General features: G+C 61.6%; 19 protein-coding genes. 12 read left to right on the plus strand and 7 right to left on the minus strand.

What is annotated here, in order from left to right; all coding sequences use genetic code 11:
- Genes M2400_RS20070 through M2400_RS20080 form a run of 3 tightly spaced genes read left to right on the plus strand, consistent with a single transcriptional unit; the run spans position 1 to position 3,710 of the window.
- A complete protein-coding gene (locus tag M2400_RS20070) occupies positions 1–1,074 on the plus strand; it encodes a microcin C ABC transporter permease YejB (RefSeq protein ID WP_177041685.1) in 1,074 nt (357 codons plus the stop codon).
- Between the two features lies 1 nt (position 1,075).
- Complete coding sequence (locus M2400_RS20075) at positions 1,076–2,095, plus strand: ABC transporter permease (RefSeq protein WP_177041684.1); 1,020 nt, start codon at positions 1,076–1,078, stop codon at positions 2,093–2,095.
- 1 nt (position 2,096) lies between these two features.
- Complete coding sequence (locus tag M2400_RS20080; RefSeq protein WP_259197840.1) at positions 2,097–3,710, plus strand: ABC transporter ATP-binding protein; 1,614 nt, start codon at positions 2,097–2,099, stop codon at positions 3,708–3,710.
- Positions 3,711–3,829: 119 nt separating this feature from the next.
- Here M2400_RS20080 and M2400_RS20085 read toward each other — a convergent pair whose 3' ends face one another.
- On the minus strand, positions 3,830–4,675 hold the full coding sequence (locus tag M2400_RS20085; RefSeq protein ID WP_177114615.1) for an oxidoreductase: 846 nt from the start codon (positions 4,673–4,675) through the stop codon (positions 3,830–3,832).
- A 110-nt stretch (positions 4,676–4,785) separates the two neighbouring features.
- Here M2400_RS20085 and M2400_RS20090 point away from each other — a divergent pair, with 110 nt between their 5' ends.
- On the plus strand, positions 4,786–5,697 hold the full coding sequence (locus tag M2400_RS20090) for a LysR family transcriptional regulator (protein ID WP_259197837.1): 912 nt from the start codon (positions 4,786–4,788) through the stop codon (positions 5,695–5,697).
- Positions 5,698–5,822: 125 nt separating this feature from the next.
- Complete coding sequence (locus M2400_RS20095; RefSeq protein WP_259197836.1) at positions 5,823–6,647, plus strand: AraC family transcriptional regulator; 825 nt, start codon at positions 5,823–5,825, stop codon at positions 6,645–6,647.
- Position 6,648: 1 nt separating this feature from the next.
- Here the strand turns inward: M2400_RS20095 and M2400_RS20100 are convergent, their stop codons facing one another.
- The gene (locus M2400_RS20100) at positions 6,649–7,236 is read right to left on the minus strand and encodes a LysE family translocator (protein WP_177041675.1); all 588 of its coding nucleotides are present in this window, start codon (positions 7,234–7,236) and stop codon (positions 6,649–6,651) included.
- 285 nt (positions 7,237–7,521) lie between these two features.
- On the opposite strand from M2400_RS20100, the gene M2400_RS20105 reads away from it, so the two are divergent.
- Entirely contained in the window at positions 7,522–8,364 is an 843-nt protein-coding gene (locus tag M2400_RS20105) for an alpha/beta fold hydrolase (protein ID WP_177114609.1), read from the plus strand.
- Between the two features lie 6 nt (positions 8,365–8,370).
- Here M2400_RS20105 and M2400_RS20110 read toward each other — a convergent pair whose 3' ends face one another.
- Positions 8,371–9,081 (minus strand): FadR/GntR family transcriptional regulator, encoded by a 711-nt coding sequence (locus M2400_RS20110; RefSeq protein WP_177041671.1) that lies wholly within the window; start codon positions 9,079–9,081, stop codon positions 8,371–8,373.
- A 289-nt stretch (positions 9,082–9,370) separates the two neighbouring features.
- Here M2400_RS20110 and M2400_RS20115 point away from each other — a divergent pair, with 289 nt between their 5' ends.
- The 3 genes from M2400_RS20115 (at position 9,371) to M2400_RS20125 (ending at position 12,742) form a co-directional block, all read left to right on the plus strand.
- Positions 9,371–10,720 (plus strand): MFS transporter, encoded by a 1,350-nt coding sequence (locus M2400_RS20115; protein ID WP_177076516.1) that lies wholly within the window; start codon positions 9,371–9,373, stop codon positions 10,718–10,720.
- A gap of 10 nt (positions 10,721–10,730) precedes the next feature.
- On the plus strand, positions 10,731–12,080 hold the full coding sequence (gene gudD / locus M2400_RS20120) for a glucarate dehydratase (RefSeq protein WP_259197831.1): 1,350 nt from the start codon (positions 10,731–10,733) through the stop codon (positions 12,078–12,080).
- Positions 12,081–12,211: 131 nt separating this feature from the next.
- Positions 12,212–12,742 (plus strand): hypothetical protein, encoded by a 531-nt coding sequence (locus M2400_RS20125; RefSeq protein ID WP_177041668.1) that lies wholly within the window; start codon positions 12,212–12,214, stop codon positions 12,740–12,742.
- Between the two features lie 4 nt (positions 12,743–12,746).
- On the opposite strand, the gene M2400_RS20130 is transcribed toward M2400_RS20125, so the two are convergent.
- Positions 12,747–13,634 carry an NAD(P)/FAD-dependent oxidoreductase gene (locus M2400_RS20130; protein ID WP_177041667.1) on the minus strand — a complete coding sequence of 296 codons (888 nt, stop codon included), beginning with the start codon at positions 13,632–13,634 and terminating at the stop codon, positions 12,747–12,749.
- Positions 13,635–13,778: 144 nt separating this feature from the next.
- Here M2400_RS20130 and M2400_RS20135 point away from each other — a divergent pair, with 144 nt between their 5' ends.
- Positions 13,779–14,228, plus strand: a complete 450-nt coding sequence (locus M2400_RS20135) for an Rrf2 family transcriptional regulator (RefSeq protein ID WP_177041666.1) — start codon at positions 13,779–13,781, stop codon at positions 14,226–14,228.
- 34 nt (positions 14,229–14,262) lie between these two features.
- Positions 14,263–15,435 (plus strand): N-methyl-L-tryptophan oxidase, encoded by a 1,173-nt coding sequence (gene solA, locus M2400_RS20140; RefSeq protein ID WP_259197826.1) that lies wholly within the window; start codon positions 14,263–14,265, stop codon positions 15,433–15,435.
- On the opposite strand, the gene M2400_RS20145 is transcribed toward solA, so the two are convergent.
- Positions 15,432–16,049 carry a TetR/AcrR family transcriptional regulator gene (locus M2400_RS20145; protein ID WP_177041956.1) on the minus strand — a complete coding sequence of 206 codons (618 nt, stop codon included), beginning with the start codon at positions 16,047–16,049 and terminating at the stop codon, positions 15,432–15,434. The two genes, solA and M2400_RS20145, sit on opposite strands and share 4 nt — an antisense overlap.
- 143 nt (positions 16,050–16,192) lie before the next feature.
- Here M2400_RS20145 and M2400_RS20150 point away from each other — a divergent pair, with 143 nt between their 5' ends.
- Positions 16,193–16,633 (plus strand): hotdog fold domain-containing protein, encoded by a 441-nt coding sequence (locus tag M2400_RS20150; RefSeq protein WP_259197825.1) that lies wholly within the window; start codon positions 16,193–16,195, stop codon positions 16,631–16,633.
- Between the two features lie 32 nt (positions 16,634–16,665).
- Here M2400_RS20150 and M2400_RS20155 read toward each other — a convergent pair whose 3' ends face one another.
- Both M2400_RS20155 and nudK read right to left on the minus strand, forming a co-directional pair.
- Entirely contained in the window at positions 16,666–17,868 is a 1,203-nt protein-coding gene (locus M2400_RS20155; protein WP_259197823.1) for a lipase family protein, read from the minus strand.
- Positions 17,868–18,455 carry a GDP-mannose pyrophosphatase NudK gene (nudK, locus tag M2400_RS20160; protein ID WP_259197898.1) on the minus strand — a complete coding sequence of 196 codons (588 nt, stop codon included), beginning with the start codon at positions 18,453–18,455 and terminating at the stop codon, positions 17,868–17,870. Before nudK ends, M2400_RS20155 begins: the two co-directional genes overlap by 1 nt.
- Between the last annotated feature and the right edge of the window lie 87 nt (positions 18,456–18,542).

Consider the following 18,542-nt stretch of genomic DNA (forward strand, 5'->3'; position numbering starts at 1 on the left):
ATGCTGGCCTATATTGTTCGCCGACTGCTGCTGATCATTCCGACCCTGTTCGGCATCTTGCTGATCAACTTTGTGATCATCCAGGCCGCCCCCGGTGGCCCGGTGGAGCAGATGATCGCCAAGCTGGAAGGTTTTGAAGGCGCCACCAGCCGGATCGCCGGCGGCGGTGCCGAAGTCTCGGTGGCCGGCTCCAGCTACCGCGGCGCCCAGGGCCTGGACCCGGCGCTGGTGAAGGAAATCGAGAAAATGTACGGCTTTGACAAGTCGGCGCCGGAACGCTTGTGGATCATGGTCAAGAACTACGCCCGGCTGGATTTTGGCGACAGCTTCTTCCGCGACGCCAAGGTCATCGACCTGATCAAGGAAAAGATGCCGGTGTCCATCTCCCTCGGGTTATGGAGCACCCTGATCATGTACCTGGTGTCGATCCCGTTGGGGATCGCCAAGGCCACGCGCCACGGCAGCCACTTCGACGTGTGGACCAGCTCGGCAATCATCGTCGGCTACGCGATCCCGGCGTTCCTGTTTGCGATCCTGTTGATCGTGGTGTTTGCCGGCGGCAGTTATCTGGACTGGTTTCCGCTACGGGGGCTTACCTCCAACAACTTTGACGAGCTGAGCTGGAGCGGCAAGATCCTCGATTACTTCTGGCACCTGGCATTGCCGGTGACGGCATTGGTGATCGGCAACTTCGCGACCATGACCCTGCTCACCAAAAACAGCTTCCTCGACGAGATCAACAAACAATACGTGGTCACCGCCAAGGCCAAGGGCCTGACCAACCACCGCGTGCTGTACGGCCATGTGTTTCGCAACGCGATGCTGCTGGTGATTGCCGGTTTCCCATCGGCCTTTATCGGCATCTTCTTTACCGGCTCGTTGCTGGTGGAAGTGATCTTCTCCCTCGACGGCCTGGGCCTGATGAGCTTTGAAGCGGCGATCAACCGCGACTACCCGGTGGTGTTCGGCACGCTGTTTATCTTCACCCTGCTGGGGCTGGTGGTGAAGCTGATCGGCGACCTCACCTACACCCTGGTCGATCCGCGTATCGACTTCGCCAGCCGGGAGCATTGAGATGAATCTATCCCCCCTCAATCGTCGCCGGTTCGAGCGTTTCAAGGCCAACAAGCGTGGCTGGTGGTCGCTGTGGCTGTTCCTGATCCTGTTCGGCCTGAGCCTGGGCGCCGAGTTGATCGCCAACGACAAGCCGCTGGCGGTGCACTACGACGGCGACTGGTATTTCCCAGCCCTCAAGCGCTACCCCGAAACCACCTTCGGCGGCGAATTCCCGCTGGAGGCCAACTACAAGAGTCCGTATATCCAGGAGCTGCTCAAGGCCAAGGATGCCTGGACACTGTGGGCGCCAATCCCGTTCAGCTACCAGAGCATCAACTACGACCTGAAGGTTCCGGCACCGGCCCCGCCGTCGCGAGACAACCTGCTGGGCACCGATGACCAGGGCCGCGACGTGCTGGCGCGGGTGATCTACGGCTTCAGGGTTTCCGTGCTGTTCGCCCTGACGCTCACCGTACTCAGCTCGATCATCGGCGTGATCGCCGGCGCCCTGCAGGGCTTCTACGGCGGCTGGGTCGACCTCGCCGGCCAGCGGTTCCTGGAAATCTGGTCCGGTTTGCCGGTGCTGTACCTGCTGATCATCCTCGCCAGTTTCGTGCAGCCCAATTTCTGGTGGCTGCTGGGAATCATGCTGCTGTTTTCCTGGATGAGCCTGGTGGATGTGGTGCGCGCCGAGTTCCTGCGCGGGCGCAACCTGGAATACGTGCGGGCGGCCCGGGCGCTGGGGATGCAGAACGGCGCGATCATGTTCCGCCATATCCTGCCCAACGCCATGGTCTCCACCATGACCTTCATGCCGTTCATCCTGACCGGTGCCATCGGCACCCTCACCGCCCTGGACTTCCTGGGCTTTGGCCTGCCTGCAGGCTCGCCGTCCCTGGGTGAACTGGTGGCCCAGGGCAAATCCAACCTGCAAGCGCCGTGGCTGGGCATGAGTGCCTTTGCCGTGCTGGCGATCATGTTGAGTTTGCTGGTGTTTATCGGCGAGTCCGCTCGCGATGCCTTCGACCCGAGGAAATGAGATGAATCAGGACAATCTGATCGAAGTCCGCGACCTCTCCGTCGAGTTCGTCGTAGGCAACAGCCACCAGCGAGTGGTGAACAACGTCAGCTTCGATATCAAGCGCGGCGAAACCCTCGCGCTGGTGGGCGAAAGCGGCTCGGGCAAATCGGTGACGGCGCACTCGATTCTGCGCCTGCTGCCCTACCCGCTGGCGCGTCACCCGTCCGGGACGATCCAGTACGCCAACCACGACTTGCTGACCCTGAAAGAAAAAACCATCCGGCATATTCGCGGCAACCGCATTGCGATGATTTTCCAGGAGCCGATGACCTCGTTGAACCCGCTGCACTCCATCGAGAAGCAGATCAACGAAGTGCTCGGCCTGCACAAGGGTTTGACCGGCAAGGTCGCCACCCAGCGCACCCTGGAATTGCTGGAGCTGGTAGGCATCCCCGAACCCCACAAGCGCCTCAAGGCCCTGCCCCACGAACTCTCCGGCGGCCAGCGCCAGCGGGTGATGATCGCCATGGCTCTGGCCAACGAGCCGGAGCTGTTGATTGCTGACGAGCCGACCACGGCACTCGACGTCACCGTACAGTTAAAGATCCTGGAGCTGCTCAAGGAATTGCAGGCGCGCCTGGGTATGGCCTTGCTGTTGATCAGCCACGACTTGAACCTGGTGCGGCGCATCGCCCACCGGGTATGCGTGATGCAACAAGGCTGCATCGTCGAGCAGGCAGAATGCGAAACCCTGTTCCAGTCACCGCAGCACCCTTACACCCAGGAGCTGCTGGCTGCAGAACCCAGCGGCCAGCCGGCCACCAATGAAATCGGCCCGCCATTGCTGGAAGTCGAGGACCTGCGCGTCTGGTTTCCGATCAAGAAAGGCTTCCTGCGCAATACCATCGACTACGTCAAGGCGGTGGATGGCATCAACTTCAGCCTTCCACAGGGTCAGACCCTGGGCATCGTCGGCGAAAGCGGCTCGGGCAAATCCACCCTGGGCCTGGCGATTTTGCGACTGATCGCCAGCAAGGGCGGCATCCGCTTCGAAGGCCACCAGATGGACAAACTGAGCCAGCAACAGGTGCGCCCGCTGCGCCGGGAAATGCAGGTGGTGTTCCAGGACCCGTTCGGCAGCCTGAGCCCGCGCATGTGCGTGAGCGAAATCGTCGGCGAAGGCCTGCGCATCCACAAGATGGGCACTGCGGCCGAACAGGAAGCGGCGATCATTGCCGCGCTCAAGGAAGTGGGGCTGGACCCGGAAAGCCGCAACCGCTACCCCCACGAATTCTCCGGCGGCCAGCGCCAGCGCATCGCCATTGCCCGAGCCCTGGTGCTCAAGCCGCGCCTGATTTTGCTGGATGAACCCACCTCGGCCCTCGACCGCACGGTGCAGCGCCAGGTGGTGGAATTGCTGCGTAACCTGCAGGCCAAGTACAACCTGACCTACCTGTTCATCAGCCATGACCTGGCAGTGGTGAAGGCCTTGAGTCACCAGTTGATGGTGGTCAAGCATGGGCAGGTGGTGGAACAGGGCGATGCCCCGGCGATCTTCGCCAGCCCCCAGCATGCCTACACGCGGCAATTGCTGGAGGCGGCGTTCCTGGTGCCTTCAGCCGATTCACCGTAGCAGCTGTCGAGCGCCAGCGAGGCTGCGTTGGCCGCACCGCTGTTATCGAGCCAGGCATTGCAACGAGGTGCGCCTGACGCAGCCTCGCTGGCGCTCGACAGCTGCTACGCCATTGGGTGTCAGAAATCGGTTGAGGCCGACAACTCGCGCCAGGCGTCGATCTCTTCCTTGACGTAAGCCAGCTTGGCTTCAATCGCCTGCAAAGTGTCGGTGCCCAGTGCCAGGCGCATCGGCGGATTCGGCGCTTCTACCAGCTTGATCATGGCCACTGCCAGTAGCTCCGGGTTACCCGGTTGCTGCTGGTTGTAGACCTTGGCCAGCTTGCGCACCTCGCCGGAGGTGGCCGCGTAATCATCAATGACCCGCGGCGACTCCACCAGGGAGTTGCTGTCCAGGAAGTCGGTACGGAAGTAGCCCGGCTCCACCACGGTGACCTTGACGCCCAAGGGTGCAAGCTCTGCATGCAGCGCCTCACTCAAGCCCTCGACGGCAAACTTGGTCGAGCAATAGGCGCCAAATCCCGCACCGGAACGGAAGCCGCCCACCGACGAGATATTGATCACATGCCCACGGCGCGCCTGGCGCATGAACGGCAATACACCCCGCGTGACGTTGAGCAGGCCAAAGACGTTGGTTTCATACAAGCGCCGAACCTCGTCGGCAGACGCTTCCTCGACCGCGCCCAACACGCCAAAACCGGCGTTATTGACCAGCACATCGATACGCCCGAAGTGTTCGACTGCGGCGCGGGCCACGTCAGCGGCCTGGGATTCGTTGGTCACATCCAGTTGCACCGCCAGCAGGCCGGGCTGCTCGCCAAATCGCTCAACGACCGTTTGAGCATTGCGGGCCGTGGCCACTACCGCATCGCCATGGGCCAGCGCCGCCGCGACGATTTTCGCGCCGATACCCCGGGAAGCCCCGGTTACCAGCCAAACACGCTTGAAGGAATGTGCCGTTGTCATGATCCGTACCTGTTGGAGTGAAAGTGAGGTAAAGGTACGCCGCCGCATTAGCCTGAAAAACCCGCTCGTGCTACAAGCACTATGAAACTGAATTTCATAATGGAACACCGATGAACCCTGATCCGTTCAATGGCCTGACCGAATTTCTCGCCGTGGCCGAACTGAAGAGTTTCACCCAGGCCGCCGCACGCCTTGGCGTCACGCCGACGGCCGTCAGCCACGCGGTGAAAACCCTGGAGAAGCGCACGGGCGTGGTGTTGTTCCAGCGCACCACACGGCGAGTGGCGCTGACCGAGGCCGGCATGACGCTGTATAGCCGTTTGCGCCCCGCCGCCGGGGAAATCGACGAAGCCCTCGCGGCCCTCAGTGGCTACCGCGACCGGCCCATGGGCACCCTGCGCCTGACCGTGCCGCGCCTGTCGGGCAAGTTGCTGATCGAGCCGTTGATCCCACGCTTTCGCGAGGCGTTTCCAGAGGTGGTGCTGGATATTTCCCTCGACGATGCCACTGTGGACCTGGTGACCGAAGGCTTCGATGCCGGGATTCGGCTGGGAGAATCCATCGACAAGGACATGGTCGCCGTGCGCCTCACACCGGACTTGAACTGGTCGGTAGTGGGCTCGCCCGGCTACTTCGCCAAGGCTGGCCAGCCGCAAACGCCGGAAGAACTGACCGCCCATCAAACCATCGGCTATCGCTTCCTGACCTCGGGCGTGGCGCACCGCTGGGAATTCGAACGCGCGGGCCGGGAGTTCACGGTCGGCGTCCAGGGCGGGCTGATCGTCAATGACCGCAACCTGATGATCGCCGCGGCGCGGGCCGGCCAAGGCCTGGCCTATGTGAGTGATTTTGAAGTGATGGAGGATCTGGTTTCGGGCGCGCTGGTGCAGGTGCTGCAAACCTTTGTCCCGCCCAGCAGCGGGCTGTACCTGTATTTTCCCGCCAAAACCCAGAGCCAGCCGAAACTGCGGGCCTTTATCGACCTGGCTACCGCCTGGATTGCCGAGAAGCGCGGGTTCTAACGCTGCAGCGCCATCGTGCCCACCATGAAGGCTGGCTCACGCTGCATCGATCGGTGCAGCCCAATGGCGATTTTTATGCAAAAATCATTGTCGTGCCCCGCGCATCCCCTTGTGAACGGTCGATCATGTCACTGAATCCTCACCACCCTGCCCCCTCTTTCTGGCGCGATGAACACCTGCCGTTTATCGAGGCACGGACCATCGCCGACGGGCGCAAGGTCTGCTACACCCGCCACTCCCACGAGCATTTCTCGATCGGCGCGATCACCGCCGGGCAGAGCCTGTATATCCACGGGGCGTCCACCTTTCAGATCAGCGCCGGCACCGTGGTGCTGATGAACCCTGGCGATGTCCACGCCTGCAATCCGATTTACGACCAGCCCTGGTCGTATCACATGCTGTACATCGACACGGCCTGGCTGACGGACCTGCAGCACCAGCTCGGGTTCAGCACCGACGAAGGCTTTCGCGCCTTTACCGCCACCCATACCCGTGACGTCGTGCTGTATGACGGCCTGATCGAACTGTATGAAGTGCTGCTGGACGAGCAGGCCGAGCACCTGCACAAGCAGAGCGCGGTGGTGAGTTTTTTCACTGAGGTGCAACAACGCCTGAACCCGTCGGTAACACCGGTGCGCGAGGTCAACCACAAGCTGGAACGGGCCGCCGACTACATACACGAGCATTGCACCGAGGCCTTGAAGCTTGAGGACATTTGCCAGGCGGCCGAGTTGTCACCGTCGTACCTGATCCGCGCGTTCAAACAGTATTACGGCATGACACCCCATGCGTTCCTGGTCAACCGGCGCATCCAGTTTGCGCGCACCCAGTTGCGCAATGGCGGGCTGATCGCCGACGTGGCACTGGCCGCCGGGTTTGCCGATCAGGCGCACTTCCAGCGCACGTTCAAGCAGCACCTGGCGGCAACACCGGGTCAATATCGCGGCTGACTCAGGCCAGTAACAGATACCCCACGCTGGCCACCAGCAACCCCGCCATCGAGCGATTGAACAGGCGCATGCCCCGAGGGTTGCTCAGGTAGCGCCGCAGGAACGTCCCGGCGTAGGCCCAACACGCCACCGACAGGTAGCAGATCACCAGGTAGATCGTCGCAAACAGCCAGACCTGTTGCGCATCGCCATCGGCCACGAACAAGCCCATCCCCGCCACACACGCCAGCCAGGCCTTGGGGTTGAGCCACTGCATGATCGCCCCATAGAGCATCGATGGCGCCGTGGCAGTGCCGTCTGCCTCCAGGCGCCCATCGTCGACCGCCAGCTTCCAGGCCATGTACAACAGGAATGCCACCCCGCCCCATTGAATCAATTGGGTCAGCAACGGCCAGCGCACCAGCACCTCATGCAGCCCCAGGCCAATCAGTACCAGCAACAAGGTAAATCCCAGCGCGGCGCCGGCTACGTGCTTTTGGCTGGCGGCAAACCCGAAGCGCGCTCCTGAACTGATGGCCACCACATTCACTGGTCCCGGGGTGATGGATGTGGCCAGGGCGAAGGCGGCCATGGAAATGATCAAGCTCATTGCAGTTCCTTTTTGTTGTGCGGTATGAGCTGAACCTTAAGGGGCGGATGAATCCAGGTATTGAAGAAAATGCCCCTGGAGAGAAACGACGCAAAACCACCAGTTGAAACCTTTGCTCCACTATGCAAAAGACGATTTTATTCCATTGATATAACGCTATTTTTTTCTTTTCAACGGCGGATTTTGATAGGAAAAAATGCGTGTTTTCGACAGCTCGCAGGGTGCTAGAGTCGAGCCCACATCCGTCGGGATGACTTCTCGCTGCACACTGAAAAAGGAATCGCCATGTCACTTCGCTTATTGGCAACCGCCTGCCTTTTGCTGTCTTTCTCTGCGGTTAATGCCGCAGAACGGTGGGAGGCCCTTCCGCCGACCCCGGCACCGATTGCGGGCGCCAAGACCGGCTATGCAGCCGTCAACGGCATCAAGGTCTACTACACCAAAACCGGGCATGGCTCGCCGGTCATCCTGCTGCACGGCGGCCTGTCCAATTCCGACTACTGGGGCAACCAGGTCAAGGCGCTGGCCGCCAAACACACGGTCATCAGCCTCGACAGTCGTGGCCACGGGCGCAGCTCCCGGGACGAAAAACCCTACGGTTACGACCTGATGGCCGATGATGTGGTCGCTGTGCTCGACAGCCTGAAAATCCCCCGTGCCGATATCGTCGGCTGGAGCGACGGCGCCATCATCGGCATCGATCTTGCCCTGCGCCACCCGGACCGAATCGGCAAGGTGTTTGCCTTTGCCGCCAACACCCAGACGTCCGGGGTCAAGGATGGCGTAGAGAAGAACCCGACCTTCGCTGCCTTCATCGAACGCGCCGGCAAAGAGTACGCCAAACTCTCGCCGACGCCGAAAGAGTACGACGCCTTCGTCGAGCAGATCAGCCACATGTGGGCCAGCCAGCCTAACTGGACAGACGCACAACTGGCTGCCATCAAGACCCCGATCCTGATTGTCGACGGCGACCACGATGAGGCGATCAAGCGTGAACACACCGAGTACATCGCCTCGACCATTCCGGGTGCGGGCCTGCTGATTCTGCCGAACACCAGCCACTTCGCATTCCTGCAGGACCCGGCCCTGTTCAACGCCGCATTGCTGGACTTCCTGGACAGCAAATAAGCTCGCCTACTCCCCGGTCATCCGCTCCAGGCTGTTGCTCAAATGCAGCAGCATGGCGGCTCTGGCCGCGTCCGGGTCCTGGCGGCGGATGGCTTTCAGGATCGCTTCGTGCTCCAGGTTCGCCAGCCGCCCCAGCTCCATCAAATCCGCGTCGCCGCGCTCTTCGGCGTTGATCCGGGTGCGCGGGATCACCGAGTTGCCCAGGTGATAAATCACATCGGTGAAATAGGTATTGCCGGTGGCCTGGGCGATCAGCCGATGGAAGCGCACGTCGGGCTCAACGGCGCTGTCGTTGTTGGCCAGTGAGTCCTGGTAATCATCCAGCGCCTGGCGCATCTGCTGCAGTTGTTCATCGGTACGACGCAAGGCCGCCAGCGCGGCCGCCTGGGTTTCCAGGCCCATGCGCAACTCCAGAATACCGCGCACGCTGGCGGCGGTGTCGTGGGTCAGGTGCAGGCCGTGGCGCTCATCGCGTTCCAACACGAAGGTGCCGACACCGTGGCGGGTTTCCACCAGCCCGGCAGCCTGCAGTTTGGAGAGCGCTTCGCGTACCACCGTGCGACTGACGCCGTACTCGCCGACGATGGCCGACTCGGACGGCAGCTTCTCGCCCGGTGCCATTTGCCCCAGGAGAATCTGCTGGGTCAAGGCGGTGACGATGTCATGGGCAAGGCCCGGAGAGCGCTTGCGCTGAGGTGCCGAGGTTGGGGTTTGCATCAGGAATTCCGTTCAGGGGCGCCTGGCGATACTAGCATTTTTATGCGCACCTACTTGTATGACAACAAACAAATACCTGTAGGAGCGAGTTTGCTCGCGGAAAAACCCGCCACCCCGTAATTCCCCAAAATATCCGCGTAATCGTTGGCGTTTATCGCGAGCAAGCTTGCTCCTACAAAGTGTTGCCATCTCTGAAATTGCAGTTGTATGATGTCTATCAAGTTGTCAGACATCTCCGGCAACCCGAGCCTATCCCCCGCACAACAATAATCAGTGGGAGTTTTACCTCGTGACCCCTTCCAGCCCTGCGACAGCTGCGCCTGCCACCGACCCGGTCCTGGCCCGCGCGATCAAGAAAGTGAAGAGCCACGTGCTCCCGCTGTTCGTGATCATGTTCATCGTCAACTACATCGACCGCGTCAACATCGGCTTTGTGCGTACCCACATGGAACACGACCTGGGCATTGGTGCAGCCGCCTACGGCTTCGGCGCCGGGTTGTTCTTCATCGGCTACGCGCTGTTCGAAGTACCCTCCAACATGCTCCTGCAAAAAGTCGGCGCGCGCATCTGGCTGACCCGCATCATGTTCACCTGGGGCATCACCGCCACGCTGATGGCCTTCATCCAGAACGAAACCCACTTCTACATCCTGCGCTTCCTGCTGGGCGTGGCCGAGGCCGGCTTCTTCCCCGGAGTGATCTACTACTTCACCCGCTGGCTGCCTGGCGTCGAACGCGGCAAGGCGATTGCGATCTTCCTCAGCGGCTCGGCCCTCGCCTCGCTGATCTCCGGCCCCCTGTCTGGCGTGCTGCTGCAAATCACCGGGCTGGGCCTGCATGGCTGGCAATGGATGTACATCATCGAAGGCATGGCCTCGGTGCTGCTGTGCTTTTTCGTGTGGTTCTGGCTCGACTCCAAGCCCCATGACGCCAAGTGGCTGAGCCTTGAAGAGAAGGACGCACTGGTGGGCGAGATCGACCGCGAACAGCGTGAGCGAGACGCCGCCACCACGGTCAAGCCGACCCTGGGCAAGCTGCTCAAGGACCGCCAGATCATGCTGTTCTGCGCCCTGTACTTCTGCATCCAGCTGACGATCTACGCCGCCACCTTCTGGCTGCCGAGCATCATCAAGAAAATGGGTGACCTGAGCGACATCCAGGTGGGTTTCTACAACTCCATCCCGTGGCTGATTTCGATCATCGCGATGTACGCCTTCGCCGCACTGGCGGGCAAGTTCAAGTTCCAGCAGGCCTGGGTCGCTGCTGCACTGGTGATCGCTGCGATCGGCATGTTCCTGTCCACCACCGGCGGGCCGATCTTTGCGTTTATCGCCATCTGCTTTGCAGCGATTGGCTTCAAGTCGGCGTCCTCGCTGTTCTGGCCGATTCCCCAGGGTTACCTGGATGCACGGATCGCCGCCGCAGTGATCGCGCTGATCAACTCCATCGGCAACCTCGGCGGGTTTGTCGCGCCCACCACCTTCGGCTTTCTGGAACAGACCACCGGTTCGATCCAGGGCGGTTTGTATGGCCTGGCGGGCACGTCAATCCTTGCGGCGATCCTGGTGTTCTTCGCCAGGACCCTGCCCGGCCCGACCACCAGCAGCGTGCTGCAACCCGCCCCCGTCTTGAGCAAATAAGGACTACACGATGAACACAGAACACCAGCACCACGCCAACGGCGCCCCGGTGGTTACCGGCCTGCAAGTCATCCCGGTGGCCGGCCACGACAGCATGCTGCTCAACCTCAGCGGCGCCCACGGGCCATTTTTTACGCGCAATATCGTGATCCTCACCGACAGCGCCGGCCGTACCGGCGTCGGTGAAGTGCCCGGCGGCGAACGCATCCGCGAGACCCTGGAAGACGCCCGCAGCCTGGTGATCGGCAAGCCCATCGGCCAGTACCAGAGCATTCTCAATGCCATGCGCCAGACCTTCGCCGCACGGGATTCGGCGGGCCGGGGTTTGCAGACCTTTGACCTGCGCATCACCATCCATGCCGTCACGGCGATGGAAGCAGCACTTCTGGATTTGCTCGGCCAGTTCCTTGAAGTGCCGGTAGCGGCATTGCTCGGTGAAGGCCAGCAGCGCGACGCGGTGAAGATGCTCGGCTACCTGTTCTACATCGGTGATCGCCAGCAAACCGACCTGGCCTATCGCAGCGAAGAACAGGCCGATGACTGGTTCCGCCTGCGACATGAGCAAGCCATGACCCCCGACGCCATCGTGCGCCTGGCAGAGGCGGCCAAGGCGCAATACGGCTTCAACGATTTCAAACTCAAGGGCGGCGTACTGCGCGGCGCCGAGGAAATCGAGGCGGTCACCGCACTGGCCGAACGCTTCCCCGATGCGCGCATCACCCTGGACCCCAACGGCGCCTGGTCGCTGAAAGAAGCCATCGCCCTGTGCCGCGACCAGCATCATGTACTGGCCTACGCCGAAGATCCGTGTGGCGCGGAAAACGGCTACTCCGGGCGCGAGGTCATGGCCGAGTTCCGCCGTGCCACCGGGCTGCCCACCGCCACCAACATGATCGCCACCGACTGGCGGGAAATGGGCCACGCGATCCAGTTGCAGTCGGTGGACATTCCCCTCGCCGACCCGCACTTCTGGACCATGCAAGGCTCGGTGCGAGTGGCGCAGATGTGCCACGAATGGGGCCTGACCTGGGGCTCGCACTCCAACAATCACTTCGACATTTCCCTGGCGATGTTCACCCAGGTGGCCGCCGCCGCACCGGGGGAAATCACCGCCATCGACACCCACTGGATCTGGCAGGACGGCCAGCGCCTGACCAAGGCGCCGCTGAAGATTGTCGACGGGCATATCAAGGTTCCGGCCAAGCCGGGCCTGGGGGTGGATATCGACATGGATGCCGTGGCCCACGCCCATGAGCTGTACAAAGGCATGGGCCTGGGTGCACGCAATGACAGCGTGGCGATGCAGTTCATGATTCCGGGCTGGACGTTCGATAACAAGCGCCCGTGCCTGGTGCGCTGAATAGCCTGCTTCTATGCATTTCTCGCCTTTGATACCTGTCAACGTTGACAGTATCTGACGACACCTGTCGCGCCTAAGATCAGGGCGATCTCACCCCATCAAGGGTGAGCCCGCCCTCAGGAGCGACAACCATGACTCAGAAAACCAATCGCCCCACGCCCACGGCCGAGATTGAAAAGCTCAGCCAACCTTGGATCAACACCGCCACGCCTGCTGCGCGCGGAACACTCACGGCCAAGGTGAACGCCTCAGTTCCGTCATACAAAAAATTCGATGCAGAGATTGTCAACCTCTGGAAAGAATCCCCATCACCCGAGTTCCCTGCGTATTGGGTCTTCAATGGCATACAAGACGAATACGACCCTCCCATCAATGATCCCAAGGTCATCATTGCTGTCAGGATTCTCGAGGGCACCCCGAACGGCGTACACCATTTGGGCCCAGGCAATACCGACGTTGAACTACGTTATATCCGCCAAACCAGCGGTGTAATCGTCAAAGCCCATCAAGGCACCGTCGAATTTACACTCAAGCCCCACACGCCACACATTGAAGGGACCTTCAACCACTGCAAATTCGAATGGATTGATCGTTTTGGCGATGAGCAAACTGCAGAAATCGGCGATGGGAAATTCAATATCACCGATTCAACCCAGCACTGAAACCTCAGCTGAAAATCATCGAAAAGTGCGCGCCTACCCCGGCGCGCACACCCTCGCCGACCGCCAGCGCTACCGAGCCGCCGGCCAGGTTGGCATCTCCACAGGCATACACGCCGGGCACTGTGGTCTGGCGCGTGTCGTTGGTGAGGAGATAAGGCCCGGTCGGTCCTTCGACACATTCACACCCCAACTGCTCGGCCAACGGGCTGGCCATGCGGGTACGGGACATCGTGAAGATGCCGTCCAGGGCGATCACCCGGCCGTCTGCCAATTCGACATCCGCCCGCTCACCGACAATCCGCCGCACCCACTGGCTTTCAACACGAACTGCGCGCCGATCCAGCTGCGCCTGCTGCTCGGCATCCGGCACAAATACGCCGTTGGTGAACAGCGTGGTGGTGCCCCAGTCCGGCAGCAGCATCGCGTGATGCATCGCCAACGGTGAAGTCGCCAATACGCCGATGCGGCCCTGATCCAGCTCATAACCGTGGCAATAGGGGCAGTGGAATACATGTTTGCCCCAACGCTCTTGCAGGCCGTCGACCTCGGGCAATTCATCCACCACGCCGGTGGCGAGAATCAAGCGCCGAGCGTTGAACCCACCATTACAGCGGGTTTGCACCCAAAAACCGTCCTGGCTGCGAGTCGCCTCGACGGCCGTGTCTTGCACCCAGGTCACCGTCGGGTACTCCATCAACTGCCCTCGCCCTTCAGCCGCGATCAGCTCCGGCGGCTGCCCATCCTGGCTGAGGAAACCATGGGAGGTGGCCGCAAAACGGTTGCGCCGCTGCCCGGCATCAATCACCAGCACCTTGCGCCGGGCCCGCGCCAGTTGCAGGCCGGCCGACATTCCGGCGTAGCTGCCGCCCACGATAATCACGTCGTAAACCATGAAGATGACCTCTCTGGTGGCCCTTGCAGCGGTTGCCGGGCACTCACGACACACCATAAGTTACATAAAAATACTTCGTCAAGAGTCTCGCAACTCCAATCGTTACGAACGATACTTTCGGGCAGGAAATCCAGAGGCCTGCAGATGAGAAACGACACCCGCCTATCACGCATGCTCCACGTGCTGATCCACATGGGCCGCCATGAAGAACGCGCCACCTCGGAGACCATCGCGCAGATGCTCGGTACCAACGCGGTGGTGGTACGCCGCACTTTGGGCCTGCTCAAGGAAAAGGGTTATGTACGCTCGGAGAAAGGCCACCAGGGCGGCTGGATGCTGGGCAAGCCGCTGAGCGAAATCACCTTGCTGGACATCCACAACGCCCTGGGCACCTCGTCGATCTTTGCGGTCGGCCTGTCTACCGATCACCCGCAGTGCCTGGTGGAACAGGCCGTGAATGCCGCGCTGAACCAGGCCTTTGATGACGCCCAGGCGTTATTGCTGCAGCGTTTGGGCGAGGTGACGCTGGAGCAGTTGGCGGATGATTTTGATCAACGCTATCAAGTGGCGACGACGCCGGTGCCGTGTGCGTGATACGGTCGGCTCCCCCTTCTGAAGGAGTCAGGATATGCCAGCGCTGCACTACGACGTAGCCGTGATCGGACTCGGCGCCATGGGCGCTGCCACGCTCTATCAACTGGCCCGGCGCGGGGTTCACGCCATTGGCATCGACCGCTTTGCGCCACCCCATGACCAGGGTTCCAGCCATGGCGACACGCGCATCACCCGCCAAGCCGTCGGCGAAGGGGCGGCCTATGTGCCGCTGGTGATCCGCTCGCAACAGATCTGGCGCGAGCTGGAAGCCGAGCTTGATGTGAGCCTGTTCGAGCAATGCGGCGTGCTGGTCATGAGCAGTGGCGAACCTGCCGCGCCACAGCACGGTATCGCGGACTTCACCCGCCAGACCATCGCGCTGGGCAAGGCCTACGGCATTCCCCATGAGGTGCTGAACGCCGAACAGATTCGCGGGCGCTTTGCGCAATTTGCCGGGCTTGAAGACAATGCCGTGGGCTATTTCGAACCGGGTGGCGGCTACGTCAAGCCTGAGCGCTGCATTGAGGCCCAACTGACCCTTGCCCGCCAACTGGGGGCTGAGACACTGACCGGCGCCGTGGTCAGCCAGCTGCAATCGGACAACGGCGAGGTGACCATCAGCACAGAGACGCACACAGTGCGCGCCGGCAAGGTGATCGTCTGCGCCGGCATGTGGAGCGCCGAGTTGCTCGGCGCCCCCTTCGATACGCTGCTGACGGTGTGCCGCCAGAACCTGTACTGGTTCAAGCTGGCCGAGCCATCGGTATTCCCCCCGAACTCACCCACCTTCATTCTTGCCCACGGGCCGGGCGAGGACGACAACTGCTACGGCTTCCCGCCGATTGCCGGGGAACACAGTATGAAGGTCGCCTGCGAGCAACGTGCCGTCGCGACCACGCCCGAGGCGGTCAATCGACAGGTCAGCCCTGCCGAATCTGACGCCATGTTCAGCGCCCATCTCGCGGGCAAGGTTGGCGGTGTGACTTCTCAGGTACTGAAAACGGCTGTCTGCACTTACACCCTGACACCGGACTACGGTTTCATCATCGACCAGCATCCGCACCTGGAAAACGTGACGGTGGTCAGCGCCTGCTCCGGGCACGGTTTCAAGCACTCGGCCGCGATCGGCGAAGCATTGGCGCAGCAATGCGTGGACGGCAAAAGCGCCATCGACTTGTCGGCGTTTTCGCTGCGCCGGTTCGCCTAACGGCCACCCACCGAACGCCACGCTGCTTCGGCCAGCACCTCGCGGTAAATCCGCGGGCTGCTGGTCGCCCGTCCGGCCAACCAGGCGCGGCAATAGCTGTCGGCCTGGCCGATGATCAGTGACGGCCACAGTTCTGCGGGCAGTTGGTTGAGCTGATCACCACGCCCGGGCAGCGCCAACCACTCCTTCAGCAACCCATTGCGCGACTGGTTGCGGCTTTCCAGCTCGGCAGCGAACGGGCCCTTGGTCACGGCGAAACGCGCGTGGTATTGGAAACGCGCCCACTGCGGCTCGCTGTCCACCCAATCCACATAGCTGTGCACCAGCGCGTAAACCCCCTCCTTCGCCGTGCTCGCTGATTCCAGGTAGCGCGCACGCAATTCGGCCTGATCATCCAGCGCGGTAAAGAACAGCGCGGCGACCAATCCTTCCTTGTTGCCGAAGTGGTGGTAGATGGCGCCGACGCTGGTGTCGCATCGGGCGCGAATCATCTCGATGGTGGTGGCTTCAAGGCCTTGTTCGTTGAACAGGTCGAGGGCGGCCGTGAAGATGTCGCGCTTCAATTCGGCCCTTCGGCCGGGGAAGCAGCGCTGGAGCAGATCCGGGGTTTGCATGCTGAACACGAACTCAATCGTTGAAAGGGATACGTCGGGGCAGCTTGACAGATTTCCCATGAGCAGAATACCGTTCCGTTACAGAATATTATTCTGTAACGGAACAACATTCCGTAAATCCGAATCATCAGCGAGGCAGCACCATGAGTCAGTACCTGAGTATGTTCAACAGCGTCGGCCCCGAAGCGTTCAGCAAACTGGCGTGCCAGATGGCGCCCTACTTCAGCACCATCAACCCACTGATCACCCAGTTGCGCCCGGGGTTGGCGGTGGTTGAAGTACCGTTCAGCAAGGCCGTCACCAACCACCTGGGGACGGTGCATGCGATCGCCATGTGCAACGCTGCGGAACTGGCGGCAGGGACAATGACGGATGTGTCCGTGCCAACTGGCGCGCGCTGGATTCCCAAGGGGATGACGGTGCAATACCTGGCCAAGGCCAAAAGCAGCGTTACGGCAACGGCCAATGGCGAGGGGATTGATTGGCAGACGGCGGGCGACAAGATAGTGCCGGTGGACATGCTCGATGCGGAGGGGAAGTTGGTATTTACCGCGCGAATCACCATGGACGTAAAGCTGGCCTGAAGGCCGTTGCAGGAGCCGGGCGGCTCCTGCTTTTACAACCCGCAGTTGCCGGGAATCCGCTCTGCGGCAAACGCCTTGCGCACAAACGGCGTCGAGTCCGCCAGCGACCCATTGACCGTGGCCGAGTGATCAAGCTCGGGGTAGAAATGCCATTCGATCCTGTCCCCCGCCTTGCACGCGTCCCTGACCAGGGCCTTCTGCCCGGGCACAAACACGTCCTGGTCCTTGCCCCCGGTGCCGATGAAAACCGGAATATCGGTCTTCAGCGTCGGATACGCCGACTCGCGGTAGACCTTGTCGAGAGCCGCTTTCGGCGAGCGCTTGAAGCTGTCATTGAAGGTCAGCCCGTCGGCGACCACCCGCTGCTCGATGGCATGCAAGCAACCGCGCTGGCTGATCCCGAACGCCGGCATTGCGCGCGCGCTCAAATAGTCGGCGGGATTGAACGAAGGATCAAACAACGTGACCGTGCCGAGGCGCAGCAGGTTGTAGGCGAAGGTCGGTACCACCGAGCTGCGGGCTTTTTCCAGCTCGGCACTGTCTCCGGTTTTATGGGTCGCAGCGTAAGGCGTACCGGTGGCGACAACGCCGACGATGTCCAACTCCGGCGCATAGTCCTTGGCATAGACCGCCGTGGCGAAGGCGGCACGCCCACCCTGGGACTGGCCGAACACCACGACACGTTTGGAGAGATCAAAACCACCGGCGATCACCGCACGGATGCTGTCGAGCACGCCATACGCCAGCGGGCTGGTCAGCCCATATAGATGCAGGCCGGGCGTCCCGAGCCCTTGGTAATCGGTGGCAACGACGGCGTAGCCTTGTCCCAGCCAATAGTTGAGATAACGCGTGTCCCGCGGGCTGCGGCGGGTGAACGAGGGCGCGCAAACATCAGCGCTGCCCACCGTGCCATGGGCCCACGCCATCAGCGGCCACCCACCCGACGGCGGCGTGCCCTTGGGCAGGAACAGCGCACCGGAGACAACCACGTGTTTGCGGGGGTCGATGCCATCGGTGGACGTGTACAGGATCCGGATATTCTGCCCCGCCTCGGCCAGGCTTTGCACGGCCGTCAACGGCTCGCTGCGCAGCATCTGCCCGGGCGATGCGGGCATCTTGTCGGCCCAGGTATAGAACGCGGGAACACCACCGTCACCGACCGGCGTTTGCGCAGCACTCGCACCACCGCATCCGGCCAACAACACCGCCAGCACCACCGACAACCGACGCGACATCACCAGCCCTCTTTCAACATCCGCAATTCAAGATACTGCAACAGCATGATGGTCTTGCCGTCGACGATCTCGCCACGTTGCACCATGGACAACGCGGCCTCAAACCCCAGCTCCAGCACCTCGATGTCCTCGCCTTCTTCTTCCAGCCCGCCGCCATCACTGACCCGGTCGCCCGGCTGATATTCGCCGATGAAAAAGTGAATGCGCTCAGTGACGGAGCCCGGGCTCATGAAGGCCGAGTAGATTTTTTCCACGTGGCCCACGCGGTAGCCCGTCTCTTCCTCGGCCTCCAGGCGAATGCGCTCCTCGGGGCTGGCGTTGTCCAGCAGGCCGGCGGCGGACTCGATCAGGTAGCCGTGGTAGCCATTGACGAAAGTGGGCATGCGGAACTGGCGAATCAGCAACAACGTGCGCTGCTCGCGGTTGTACAGCAGGATGGTCGCGCCATTGCCCCGGTCATAGATCTCGCGGGTCTGGGACTGCCAACTGCCGTCGCGGCGGCGCAGGTCGAAGGTGTACTTTTTCAGCACGTACCAGTTGTCCGAGAGCAGTTCTTCGGTGTGGATGCGAACGGGGCTGTTGTCCATGGTCGAGCCTTTAATCGGAAGGGTGTCGAGCATGTCCTCCTGCCTTGCGCATCGTCAAGTTCAAGCCAGTGTGAGGGCACCCGCAAA

Source organism: Pseudomonas sp. BIGb0558 (assembly GCF_024807515.1).
Classification (GTDB): Bacteria; Pseudomonadota; Gammaproteobacteria; order Pseudomonadales; family Pseudomonadaceae; genus Aquipseudomonas; species Aquipseudomonas yamanorum_A.